The sequence below is a fragment of the Cycloclasticus sp. genome, assembly GCF_019090545.1.
Classification (GTDB): domain Bacteria; phylum Pseudomonadota; class Gammaproteobacteria; order Methylococcales; family Cycloclasticaceae; genus Cycloclasticus; species Cycloclasticus pugetii.
Genome location: NZ_JAHRVT010000033.1, coordinates 1 through 13,152, shown reverse-complemented (window position 1 = coordinate 13,152; position 13,152 = coordinate 1). Strand labels below are relative to the sequence as shown.

12 protein-coding genes and 1 pseudogene are annotated in these 13,152 nt (G+C 44.7%); all 13 read left to right on the top strand.

Annotation, left to right across the window (positions count from 1 at the left end; genetic code table 11):
* The first annotated feature begins 2 nt into the window (after positions 1-2).
* Positions 3-2,318, top strand: coding sequence for a heavy metal translocating P-type ATPase (locus KUG63_RS07720; protein ID WP_413464115.1), 2,316 nt, complete (start codon positions 3-5; stop codon positions 2,316-2,318).
* Positions 2,319-2,342: 24 nt separating this feature from the next.
* Positions 2,343-2,696, top strand: a complete 354-nt coding sequence (locus tag KUG63_RS07715; protein WP_287554640.1) for a cupredoxin domain-containing protein — start codon at positions 2,343-2,345, stop codon at positions 2,694-2,696.
* A gap of 9 nt (positions 2,697-2,705) precedes the next feature.
* A complete protein-coding gene (locus tag KUG63_RS07710) occupies positions 2,706-3,041 on the top strand; it encodes a DUF2933 domain-containing protein (protein WP_287554638.1) in 336 nt (111 codons plus the stop codon).
* Positions 3,034-3,699 (top strand): methyltransferase family protein, encoded by a 666-nt coding sequence (locus KUG63_RS07705; protein ID WP_184424896.1) that lies wholly within the window; start codon positions 3,034-3,036, stop codon positions 3,697-3,699. Before KUG63_RS07710 ends, KUG63_RS07705 begins: the two co-directional genes overlap by 8 nt.
* Entirely contained in the window at positions 3,683-4,105 is a 423-nt protein-coding gene (locus KUG63_RS07700) for a hypothetical protein (RefSeq protein WP_184424898.1), read from the top strand. The genes KUG63_RS07705 and KUG63_RS07700 overlap by 17 nt, the downstream gene beginning before the upstream one ends.
* 10 nt (positions 4,106-4,115) lie before the next feature.
* Positions 4,116-4,487, top strand: a complete 372-nt coding sequence (locus KUG63_RS07695; protein ID WP_287554634.1) for a cation transporter — start codon at positions 4,116-4,118, stop codon at positions 4,485-4,487.
* A 50-nt stretch (positions 4,488-4,537) separates the two neighbouring features.
* On the top strand, positions 4,538-4,888 hold the full coding sequence (locus KUG63_RS07690; RefSeq protein WP_004589646.1) for a hypothetical protein: 351 nt from the start codon (positions 4,538-4,540) through the stop codon (positions 4,886-4,888).
* Between the two features lie 273 nt (positions 4,889-5,161).
* Positions 5,162-6,202: pseudogene (locus KUG63_RS07685) on the top strand (IS630 family transposase).
* Positions 6,203-6,515: 313 nt separating this feature from the next.
* Entirely contained in the window at positions 6,516-7,460 is a 945-nt protein-coding gene (locus KUG63_RS07680; protein ID WP_287554631.1) for a thioredoxin family protein, read from the top strand.
* 2 nt (positions 7,461-7,462) lie between these two features.
* A complete protein-coding gene (locus KUG63_RS07675) occupies positions 7,463-8,851 on the top strand; it encodes a conjugal transfer protein TraH (protein WP_108716805.1) in 1,389 nt (462 codons plus the stop codon).
* Between the two features lie 3 nt (positions 8,852-8,854).
* Positions 8,855-12,424, top strand: a complete 3,570-nt coding sequence (locus KUG63_RS07670; RefSeq protein WP_287554627.1) for a conjugal transfer protein TraG N-terminal domain-containing protein — start codon at positions 8,855-8,857, stop codon at positions 12,422-12,424.
* 97 nt (positions 12,425-12,521) lie between these two features.
* Positions 12,522-12,911, top strand: coding sequence for an Hg(II)-responsive transcriptional regulator (merR, locus tag KUG63_RS07665; RefSeq protein ID WP_028867973.1), 390 nt, complete (start codon positions 12,522-12,524; stop codon positions 12,909-12,911).
* An 84-nt stretch (positions 12,912-12,995) separates the two neighbouring features.
* The coding region (locus tag KUG63_RS07660) for a mercuric transporter MerT family protein (RefSeq protein ID WP_287554817.1) at positions 12,996-13,152 on the top strand (157 nt) is incomplete at its 3' end.

The window sequence follows — 13,152 nt, the reverse complement described above, 5'->3', positions numbered from 1 at the left end:
ATATAAAAACTGAATCAAGCTGTTGCTGTCAGTCAAAAGCTCAATCCTCTTCGTGTAAAAGTAAGGAGAATACGTTGGAGAAAGTATCACATAACCAACAGCTCATCATTGAAGGAGCTGGGTGTGCTAGCTGTGTAGGCAAAATTGAAGGGGCGTTAAAGGCAACTTTTGGTGTAGTCAGTGCGGAAATGAATTTTGCTGATAGGACTGTAATAGTTTCTGGGACAGCAAAAACAGAAGAATTGATCAAAGCTGTTGAGTCTGTGGGGTATAACGCGAAGCCAATTGATGATAGCTCTGCAACAGATGCGCTTGACGAGAAAGAAGCGGCTGATTGGGCATATTATAAAAAGCTAATGCGCGATACATTTATTGCCCTTTCACTCGGTGTTCCTTTGATGATCTACAGTATTGTAGTTGGAGAAATGACGGTTGAAACCAACCTTGAACGCATGTCTTGGCTGCTTGTAGGCATTTTAACTTTTGGTGTTATGTATTTTTCAGGTAAGCACTTTTATGTTGGCGCTTGGAAAAGCTTTAAAAATCACTCCGCTAATATGGACACTCTAATAGCTTTAGGAACAGGTACAGCTTGGGTGTATTCGATGGTTGTCGTGTTTGCACCTGACGCCGTTCCATTGATGGCACGGCATGTTTATTTTGAAGCTACCGCCATGATCATCGGCTTAATTGATCTAGGTCTAGCATTAGAAATCAAAGCCAGAGGAAAAACCTCTGAAGCCATCAAGCGCCTTATCGGCTTGCAGGCTAAAACTGCAACAGTAGTTCGTGATAACAAAGAGGTTCAGATTGGTATTGAGCAGGTTTTGCTGAATGATGTTGTGAAAGTTAAGCCCGGTGAAAAAATCCCCGTCGATGGTGTGGTATTGGAAGGACACACGTCTATTGACGAGTCCATGCTTACGGGCGAACCCATGCCTGTTGAAAAAGCCGAAGAAGATGAGGTTGTTGCTGGTACTTTGAACAAATCAGGTATGATTTTGTTTAAAGCGACACGCGTCGGCAAAGACACCGCACTTGCGCAAATCATCAATATGGTCAAACGAGCGCAAAATTCAAAACCGCCGATTGGGCGCTTGGCCGATGTTATTTCAGCTTATTTCGTTCCTGTTGTCATGATCATCTCTGTGTTAAGTGCGCTAGCATGGCTTAACTTTGGACCTGAGCCTGCAATTGCTTTTGCCATCGTTTCAGCAACTACCGTACTCATTATTGCCTGTCCGTGTGCTTTGGGCTTGGCAACGCCTATGTCTGTTATGGTCGGAGTAGGAAAAGCAGCAGAAGCAGGAGTGCTAATTCGAAACGGTGAAGCACTGCAAACCGCCTCTAAAATCACTGCCATGATTTTAGATAAAACGGGCACTATTACTGAAGGGGCACCTAAGGTAACCGATATTGTTTTAGCAAAAGCTACTGACGAAAAAGACGTACTACAGCTTGCAGCAAGTTTAGAAAGCGGCTCAGAGCACCCTTTAGCGCAAGCGATTGTTGAAAGTGCATTAGATAAGGATATTGAGTTACTAAAAATTGAAGCCTTTAACGCCATCACGGGTTTTGGTGTAGAAGCAAACTGCAACAATAAAGCCCTGCTTTTCGGTAACGATAAACTAATGAAGTTAAAAGGCATAGACCTCACTGGCTTTGTTGGAAAAGCCCAGTCTTTAGCAAAAGAAGCTAAAACACCTATGTATTTTGCTGTTGATGGTGAGCTTGCCGCAATAATTGCTGTTGCAGATCCAATCAAGTCTGACTCAATCTCTGCTATCCAACGTCTTCAGGCCAATGGTATACGCGTCATCATGCTAACGGGGGATAACAAGGAAACCGCTGCCGCTGTTGCCAAAAAAGCGGGCATTAGCGAGTTTTTTGCTGAAGTGCTGCCAGAAGACAAAGCCAACAAGGTGAAAGAGCTACAAGGCAGTGGCGAAATCGTTGGTATGACAGGTGATGGCATCAACGATGCTCCGGCGCTAGCGTTAGCTGATGTTGGTTTTGCTATAGGCACAGGTACAGACGTTGCGATTGAAAGCGCGGATATTACCCTGATGCGTGGTTCACTTCATGGCCTTGCTGATGCCATCGCGGTAAGCAAAGCGACTTTACGAAATATCAAACAAAACTTGTTTGGCGCGTTTGTCTATAACGTAGCCGGGATTCCTTTTGCTGCGGGGGTTCTATACCCCTTCTTTGGCATTCTGCTTAGCCCTGTAATTGCTGGTGCTGCAATGGCGTTTTCGTCATTGACCGTAGTGTCAAATGCAAATCGACTTCGCTTTTTTAAAGCCCAAAACTCATAGAAAGTAAGCGTTAGGAGAATCACAATGATGATAATTAACTTATTAGGCTTAGTGTTAATTGCAATGATTGTTTGGTGGTTTTGGCTATACAAACCCAATAAAACAATTGTTCAAGATAGTGAAGTACTCATTGAAGTGAGGGATGGCGTGTATTCACCATCCTCAATTCAAGTGTCTGCTAGCCAGCCTGTCACTCTGAAGTTTATGCGCAAAGATCAATCACCCTGCGCTGAAACAATGCTTATTCCATCATTGGAGATAAGTGAGCAGCTTAAATTAAATGAAATTACTCAAATTACCTTATCGAACTTATCACCGGGAGAGCATGAGTTTCACTGTCAGATGCAAATGTATCGCGGTGTCTTAAAAGTCGTTTAGGAGGGCAATATGAAAAATCAACACCCTAAATTTTGGTTTACACCCACAGGTTGGGCTGCATTGGTGCTTATTGCCGCAGCCACCTATTTTTTAATCTTTGAACATGGACAACATGTTCTGCAATTTCTTCCCTATTTAATTTTGCTGTTATGTCCTTTGATGCATGTATTTATGCATGGCAGTCACGGCAAACATGGTCACGATCATTCACATGCGCCTGATGACAAAAAGGAAGAGAGTTTTCAAGAACTCACGGATAAAAATGAAGCCTATCGCGATGGCTACATACAAGGGTTAGAAGAAGGACGCAAGGAATTGCATAAGAAGGAGAACAGTGATGAATGAGACATATGATTATGGCTTATGGTCAATGGTGATACTGAATTCAGCAATTTTTATCTTTTTTGCCTTTAGTTTTGTAAAACCAAAAACATCAACTGATTGGCGAAGCCTAGGAGCGTTCTCCGCCTTTATTGTCGCCCTATTTACTGAAATGTATGGCTTTCCTTTAACTATCTATTTTTTGTCTGGATGGTTAACTGAAAATTACCCAGAAGTTAACTTCTTTGCGCATGAAAATGGGCACTTATTACATACTTTCTTTGGTTTGGAAGGTGATGCCCATTGGGACCCATTTCATATAGCGAGTATGGTGTTTATTGTGGCAGGTTTCTTTATGTTGTCTTCAGCATGGAACGTATTGCATCACGCGCAAAAACACCATCAATTGGCTACTACAGGATGGTACGCGAGGTGTCGTCACCCACAGTACGTAGCTTTCATTCTAATCATGTTCGGCTTTTTATTGCAGTGGCCGACCATCCCAACACTTGCGATGTTTCCAATCTTAGTCGTTGTTTACGTCAAGCTAGCGAAACGCGAAGAGACACAAGCTATTGCCGAGTTTGGTTCGGAGTACCATAGCTATATGGAATCGACACCAAGTTGGATTCCAAATTTTAATAAGAACATAGAAGGTAAAAATCATGAAAATGTTAGGTAAATCAATTTTATTTGTCAGCTCACTATTGGCGGCCACAAGCTTATTTGCTCAAAACAATGAGAATAAACATGAAGGTGCGAACAAATCGGATATGCATCAAGGCATGGCAATGTCGCATGAAAACATGGGAAAAATGCATTCAAAAATGATGGAAATGAAAAAGGAAGTCCATGCCATTAAAGCTGAAAAAGATCCTGAAAAGCAAAAGCAGATGATGGCTGAACATCACCGCTCAATGATGAAGATGATGCAATCCATGCACAAAAACATGGAAGCAATGCCAATGCATAAGCAAATCAAGATGGCTGAACATCATCTGGAAATGATGGAAAACATGATGCCACAAATGAAATACAAAATGGCAGAAATGAAAGACAAAAAACAACAACACTCGCACTCACATTAGGAGATAAATTATGAGCGATTTAGATCATAGAGTTGGCGTTAGAGAGCAGAATTTAGTTGTTCGAAATTTAAGACTAAGTAATGTCACAGAAGAAAACTGTGACGAGTTAGTAAAATCAATTGATCAGCTTTTTGGTATAGATGAAGTCAGTTACAACATCAAAGAAGGTGAAATACACCTAGCATATGATGCGGCAAATATAAACCTTGATGGGATTGAGGAAGTTATTCGCAAACATGGTGCCGATGTTCATGATGATTGGTGGACGCACACTAAAGAAAGTTACTACAAATTTGTTGATCAGAACATCAAAGATAACTCTGTTCATAAGCCTTGGAGTTGTCATCAAGCACCTTCGGGGGCTGGCCGGAAAAACAAATGAATTCATAAAAAAGTGTATAGATAATTAGTTAGTCAAATGAGGTAACAGTGATGAAAACACCCTATATAAAAGCTCTTTTATTGCTTACATTCGGTTTATATTTAGTGGGTTGTTCCAATACCACTTTTTATCATAAATACATGATGAGAGGTCAGGTAGTAGAAAGTTCTGATAATCGAACTCTAATCTGTATTGGTGCTAAGCATGGCGCAGAGGTTGGGCAAAAATACAGTGTTATTAGATTCCATGAAAGAATAGTATTGAGTGAAGGTGAAGATCCCTACACTATCGAAAAGGTAGGAACGGTACAAATTACTAAAATTGTGAATGATCATTTCGCAACTGTAAAGCTAGTGTCTGGTGACATTGCAGCGAAAGATATGGTGGAACTTGAAAACTAATAAAGTGGTGGCGAAAGCCACCACAAGAGCATAACAATAAAACTTAATGAAAAAACTTTAGTGTTATTTTGTACAACCTTTGAGATTGTTTGCTCAGTTCTGGTTATCTTGATGCCAGTACGACAGAAAAAATGTTACATATGAATTAGAAAGGTGTGGGCTGGCATCCTAAATAGCTGTTCCAAATAGTAGATCACCCGAGGAAGGGAACTCAATGTGGTTTGCGCGATCAGATCAGTCGCCAAACATAACCAATCAACAACCGCATTGAGTATGAACAAAATAGCATTTTTATACGGCGCAGAAACCCGCCGCTTGAAGAAAATTGTACATAAAACCCGAGATAAAGACCTGTGCCGCCGGGCAAATGCGGTGTTATTGGTGCTAAAAGGTGAAACCAAGTCGCAAGTAGCCCGTGTTTTGCAAGCAGGCCGTTCATCAGTAAACCGGTGGGTAACCTAGTATGAAGCAGCAGGTATAGATGGCCTTAAAACCAAGGGTGCTGGGCGACCACCAAGTCAGCCCAAAGGCTTTATCTGCGGTGTTTTAAAACTGTTGGTGAACCATGTACCCAGGACACTGGGTTATCAGCGGTCGCGTTGGAGTAGTGAATTATTCGCACTGCTACTGCATAAGCTTTACCGTATCGTTATTCATAGCTCAACTCTCAGGCGGTGGTTGCCACAAGTCGGCATCGTCTGGCGTCGTGCGGCACCGACGCTGTATATCCAAGACCCAGATAAAGAAGCTAAGTTAGCAGCCATGCGGGAGGCACTTGAAAATTGCTGCGTGGACCATCCGGTGTTTTATCAGGATGAGGTGGATATCCACCTGAATCCGAAGATTGGTGCCGACTGGGGCTTTAAAGGTAAACAGCGTAAGGTAGCTACACCCGGCCAGAATAAGAAACACTATCTGGCGGGGGCACTGCACAGCCAGACAGGACAAATCAGTTATGTTGGTGGTGAGCGCAAGACCAGTGATTTGTTTATTGCGCTGTTGGAGCAACTGAAAGGGCAATACCGGCGAGCGAAAAGTATCACGCTAATTGTGGATAATTACATCATCCATAAGAGCAAAAAAACGCAGAAATGGCTGAATGAGAACCCAAAGTTCAAGCTCTTGTTTTTACCGGTATACAGCCCGTGGCACAACAAAATTGAAAAGCTATGGCATGCGTTGCATGAAACGATAACCCGTAACCATCAGTGTAAGAACATGGATGACTTACTGGAGCAGGTATACCACTTTATGGACACAGCGGCTCCGTTCCTAGGTGGCAAGCATGGCTTGAAGCAGGTGTATCACAATTAGGATCAGTTATTTAGTCAGCAGTAAATCCCTAGCATGGACTTGCATCTGGCACCAAACTCTACGCAGTTCTTTTCCATGTGCCGCGCAAAAACTTTAGCTCAAAACCGTTCAGTATTCGGTAATGCTGAAGTGAACGTTGATGTCCGCTATTCGCTCAAAGCGGTCCAATCATAAATTTGGCTCGTTAAAATTAGCTGTTGTTACTGGTCACAACAGCTAGTCAGAAAAACACACGATTCATTCATCTATCTGGCCAATCGCTCTTACCGGGATCATTAGCATGTTAGCTCTATGAAATTTTCTGGAGCTGACAATGAGAACCCCTTTGTTACCTTGGTTTATCCTATGGGTGACCATCCCAATCATTATTTTCTTGCTATTCATCTTGCCCGCCCATGCCAGTGATGGACCATTCTATCAGCGTGGTCAGGAAGGCTGGTTTTGGTATCAGGTTATTCCTGAACCTGAGCAGCCTGATGAGCTGATAGAGCCGGAAACTGGTGTCGTGGAGTCCAGTCAGAGCGAACTAAAGCCCTTCAGTGCCGCATGGTTCCGAGAGCATATGCAATCGTTCATGGACAAGGCAATTGATGAGCCGACGAATGAGAACGTCAGGGCTTATCTGTATCTTCAGCGCGTCATGATGGATAAGGGTTCACAGTTTGCTGATGTTAGTCAGCAGGTGGTCATGGGCGATCCTGTTTTGGATGAAATCAGTCGCAGACCCTTGGCGACCTATGCTGCCAATCGGATGGATCGAGAAGCTGGCGCTCAACGCGATGTAGCTTTAGGTGAAGTAGCAAAACGGGCTGGCTTGTTCTTCTTCTATCGTTCGGATTGCCCTTACTGCCACGCTCAAGCGCCTATCATCGAATCCATGGCTTTGAACTACGGTTTCGAGGTGTTTGCTATTGCTGTCGATGGCATGCCTTTACCGGGTGGAGAGTTTCCCAATTACAAAGTCGATTCAGGACAAGCACAATCCTTGTCCGTTACGACTGTCCCTGCCGTGTTCTTAGTTGATCCGCCTAATGTCATCACTCCGATTGGGCAAGGCGCAATGAGCCTTGATGAGCTCAATAATCGAATCATTCTTGCAGCCCATCAAGCCGGTTGGATTGACGATCAAACTTACTATGCCACTAGACCTGTTCAGCCCGGCGTGTCACTCGCGATGTCAGCCCAAGAGCTTAACGAGAAGATATTGCAGGACCCTGAGTTCCTTGTTCGCTATCTGCGTGCACAAGGAGGGTTATAACGATGAAAAAAGTATTACGAGTATCGCTAATCGCCTTTGCGATTGGTTTTTCGTCTATGAGCCAAGCAAGCTTGCAACAGGAGATGAACCAGTTGTTTGGTTCAATGACCAACACCACTGCGCCTGGTGTATTCGAGAGTCAGCGGCGTGGCGTTATATCTGGTGGAAGCGTTGTTGTCCGTAACAGGATCATGAACGAGAACCTCGTCTCTATGGTGCCACCGTCATTCCAAGCCGGTTGTGGCGGCATTGATATGTTCGCTGGAAGTTTGTCATTTGTTAATGCAGATCAGTTTGTTCAATTACTTCGCTCTGTAGCGGCAAATGCCAAGGGATACGCATTCCAATTGGCGCTCAGTGCTATGTGTGAGAAATGCTCCCAGCACATGGAGACACTGCAAAAGAAAATCCAGCAGTTGAACGAATATTTTGGCAATTCCTGTCAAATGGCTCAGGGAGTCGTGAACGATACCCTGGCCGCCTTTGGTAAGAAGGGGCAAACAGAGGCCAGCATGTTGAGCTCACTTAAAGGGGCTGGAGACATTTTTACCAGTTGGAGTGAGTCCAACGGTAAGAACCCTTATGAGAATGCTTCAAGTGTCGCGGCATCTGATGTGAACAAAACGATCAAAGGTAACTTGGTCTGGCGAGCACTGAAACGTCACTCGGCATCAAGCTGGTTTGCATCGGGGGATGACCGTTTTCTTGAAGCGGTTATGTCCGTGACGGGCTCGATCATCGTTGGTGATTTAGCGAATGCGGCTGATGGTCAAGGTAAAGCCCCAAAACTGACCAGACTGAATGGCAATAAAGTGACTATTGAGCATCTAATTCATGGCGGTAACGTCGCTATGTACCGATGTGACACAGTGACACAAGACGGATGTCTGAATCCAACAATCACTAACGTGACCCTAACCGGGTTATCAACTCAGGTCGAAAATTTACTTCTTGGTACAGGTTCTAGTAACGGCATTATTTTTAAGTTTGCTCGAAATACTGGGGCAGCTAGCACCACCGAAAAGGCTTTTATGACCTCGGCTCCTGCAAGCATTGGCGGCATGATTCGAACACTTTCTGCTTTAAATGAAGGGGCTGCTAGGTCGTTTGCTTCAAGAGCTGCACCATTTATTGCTGTTGAGATGGCCCGGGCATTGGTTGAAGACATGCTCAATGCAGCTAGAAGCACCTCTGGTGTAGAAGATCATGCCTATGCGAAGTTGTTAACTGAAGACCTTGAACGTGCACGTCGCCAAATCAATGAGGAGTACGCCGCGTTACAGCGAAGATACGGCTCAGAGCAAGAGTTGCTGGCGCATTTTAATCAGGTGATTCAGACCATTCGCAAGCAGCGTTATTACACCGTTAAATCTACGGCGCTGGGGGAATAGATAATGTGGGAAATCTATTCTATCGGGGATTCGGCATTTTTAGAACAGGTCTTGAACGCTGTCGCGATGATCACTGGTACAGGCGACTTTACTTCAATGGTTCGGATTGGCTTGCTCATTGGGGTATTGATGGTCTCTGTTCAGGCCTTAATGCAAGGCGGTCGTGGGATTAACTTTCAACACGTTTTAGTCTCATGGCTAGTCTTTGCAACCATGTTTGGGCCCAGTATCCGAGTGAGCATTGAGGATGCGTACACGGGACAAGTTCGAGTGGTTGATAATGTGCCCATCGGTGTTGCTGCCGCAGGTAGTACGATTTCGACTGTTGGCTTTCAAATCACGCGATTGTTTGAAACGGCGTTCTCAACTCCCGCCATGACGGAATACGGCTTTGCATCCAGTTTACAGTCACTGATTAAAGTGAGAAAACAGGTGATGGATCGCTCTGGGTTGGGTGATGCAAATCGTGTCGGTGGCTCAGATATCGAACAATCGTGGTTTAACTACATCAAAGAGTGCACCTTGATTGGTATCGACATCGGCCAAAAGAACCTCGATCTGGTGCTGAGTGATCCTAACCCGATGACTGCGATTAGGTTTGATTCGCGCATTTATGGCACGCGCATCATGCTTAGTGGTAGCAGTAGCGATCTGGACTGCACCGATGCCTATAGCCAACTAAAACTCATGACAGAATCAACCTTCATTCCAAGGCTTAAACAGGTTCTGTCAGCCTCATTGGGGACTTCGTCAGCAACGGACACTGATGACGTGATCCGAAATGCACTGAATAATCTTGGTTTGGCTTCGGTTAACACCCAAGAGTACATGACCGCGTCAGTGCTTTTGCCTATTTATGAGCAAAGCGTGACGGGCAAGTATATGGATGATCAAGCTTTCACTGCAGCCGTTATGGTTAACCAAGCGATTGAACAGCGCAATACACAATGGGCGGCGGAGCAGACCCTGTTCCAAAGTATCGTTCGTCCGATGATGACGTTTTTTGAGGGTTTCATTTACGCCATCACCCCTTTGATGGCCTTTGTGATAGCCCTTGGCCAAATCGGGATGCGAATGGCTGGGAAGTACTTGTTAATCCTGCTTTGGATTCAACTTTGGATGCCTGTCATGGCTATCATTAACCTGTATATTCATTTAACCGTTGCAGGGAAAATGTCGGCTCTTGATGCCTTTGCAGGTACAGAAGTGCCATCTTTTGCTGGGATGATGCAGATGGATTCAGTGCTGCAAACCTGGATAGCTACTGGCGGCATGTTGGCGTCGAGTGTTCCGGCAATTTCGCTCATGCTCGTGTATGGCTCAGCAATAACTGCAACCCACTTGGCTGGACGTCTTCAAAACGGTGATGCCATTGATGAAAAGATGGCAAGTCCAGATGTCGCGAAAAATGCCCCGGTGATGCAATCACAGTCAATGTTCCAAAATTCAGCCCTTACGGGTTCTGCTATGACCGGCGCGTCAAACCTACTTAGCAGTTTCTCTGTCGGAAATGCGGTGGGTTCAATGGTCGGCTCTGCAAAAGAATCCATGACTCAGGCAACTCAAGCCTTTAGCCGTCAGGTTGGCAATACCATGAGTCGAACCTTTGGTGAAAAGCTAAGTTACGACAACCTGTCTTCAGTTGGACGTCAGATCGGTTCTTCTAATTCCGCATCTAGCGCCGTTGTTAATCAGGTTACTGATGACCTGCAAACACGGTATGGTTTCGGAGACGATAAAAAAGACGCTGTACGTGGCTTGGTATCGGGCGTGTTATCGGGAGGCCTAAGGGTCGGTGGAGATGGAACCATTACAAATACCGGTGATAAAGAAGTAGCAGATAAAGGCTTCTTGGGAAGATTACTTGGTACAGGGGGGAATGACTCCCCACAAGGTAACTTGCCTGGAGTCGATAAGCCCGAATCCTCAAGAGTGCCAAAAATATCACGGTTACGAGCAGGCTTGGATTTAGGTGGAAACTTTAGTGGCCAAGTTGAGTCGTCAGAAGGCAGTTCTCGATCAACGACCGCAAATACACTCACTGGGGAAATGCAAAGCTTGGCATCGAGTGATTCACGACGTGCTGAGTATCGCGATGCAATGGTTAAGGACCTTTCAGATTCAAGACGTTCTGGCGTTGAAATGTCGTTGTCTAACCAAGACTATCAGTCACTTCAGAGTTCAGCACAAGACGTTATCACGGCATCAAACCGCTTTAGTGAGCTTGATCAGGCCAGCTACAGTCTATCAGGACAAAGGAACACGGATGGTGCGACGTTAACTCGATTAGCAGCGGATAATCCTGAAGTCATGGATTATTTAGGTCGCTATATGAACCAGCATGTTGAAGCAGGTAACCGATTACGTGAAAACCTTCCAATGTATCAGCGCTTGCTACCTGATGATAATCAGGCGTATGTGGCCGCAGCTATGGAGTCTTTAACCTATAGCAACTCCTCGACGCCCGCTGAACGAGACAATGACTATCAAGCAGCAATGACTGTTATGGCCATGGCTACCGGAGCCGATTTACGATCTATTCAGCCACGCTCTAATGAAGGCTTGTCATCAACTGCACCTACTTTTGGTGGCACTCAAAGCCAAGTTGAATCCGGTGTTCTGGGAGGCTATGAGGATGCTGCAACAGTTCAAACGCAGTTCAATTCGGCTCAATCCGCTTACCAAACCAATCTTTCTGGTGTAGATGGACAGCTGAATGCGCATCAGCAACAAGCCCAGCAGGCCGTAGCTTCTGACACAAGTACCTATCAATCTGGACTCAACAGTGAAGCTGGCTCTCAGTGGCGATCTCGCATTATGGCTGATGATAGCGGAGTCTCAGGTGCTGAAATGTTCTTCAACAGCGCCAGTGCTATCGGTGATTTCAGTGGCAAGCATACTGATGCAGCTCTGCATACACTGAATCACTTTGGCGAAGACTATGAGAGTTACAAAGAACAAGCGCTTGAAGATCCTGGCTCACGAGGTTTCTTGCACAACGCTACTGTGGCCAGCAAATCAACCTGGGATGGCTTAAAAGCCGCCGTTGATGCAGGAACCTCTTTGGAAAACCCATTGACGGCGTTTAATGATGCATACAGTGGATCGAGTTCGCAGTATGCCTCCGAAGTAAACTGGGGCACTAAGTCTGAAGCCATGTTGGCGGGGGCATTCGGTGCGGCAGTTAACAATCGATATGGTGAGTTTCTAGAGCAGTATGCTGATGATTTTAAACAGGAAGCATACAGCGAAGGGCAGAGAATGGGATTGACCCCGATTCAAAGTCAAGTTTTCGCTCAAGCTTTCAATGAAGGTTTGGCGGGGCGCGTTTTCAATTCTGAAGACTCATCGAGTTGGTCGCCTGAAATGCTTGGTCTAAGGGAGCAAATGCTAAATGAGTATCGTCAAAAGGATGAGAGTGGCGCTTACATCTCTGACAGTGTGTCTGATGAAGATAAAGCATTTGTGGATAAGCAGATTGCAGTGATCTCAAATGCATCCCTTGCGGGAGATTATGCTCAGAACAACTTGATCGATATTAGGGCATATAACCAGGCATCAGGAAATAAATAAAACAAGGAGTAGAAGCTCAAGGCTAACGAAGTTTTATGGCTTAATTACGTAGATAGGGATATATTTCTCCGTACTTAGATACGGAGAAATATATCACATGTACACAATTGGAAAATTAGCCGAACAAGCTAGTATCAATGTTGAGACTGTTCGTTATTACGAACGACGTGGTCTTATAGAAAAACCTGAAAAACCGCATCTAGGCTACCGACTTTATCCTTTGGCAACATTAAACCGAATAAAATTCATTAAACGTTCCCAAGATCTTGGGTTCACTTTGGAAGAAATCTCCAATTTACTCAGCCTTAATGACACTCCCTGTATAGAAGTGCAAGAAATGACTTTACACAAGCTTGCAAGTGTGAAAGCCAAAATAGCAGGTCTTCGCCGCTTAGAAACCGTTCTCACAGAATTATTGAATGAGTGTAATTCTAATACTAACCAATCCCACTGTCCCATTATTGATTCCCTACTTCCTGAAGATTAATAATGATTCAAATTTTATCTTGACTCCGTAGTTGGGTACGGGGTTTAAGCTTGTTTTACTAAAGTACGATAAGTAGAGTGAGTTATGTCAAAAAGTAATCCCAACTTTCCAATCATCGGCGGTGTTATTGCCGCTATTGGCGCTGGTCTTTGCTGCGCTGGTCCTTTCGTCTTGTTGCTGCTAGGCGTGAGTGGCTCCTGGATTGGTAATTTAACCTTGTTAGAACCTTATCGTCCCATTT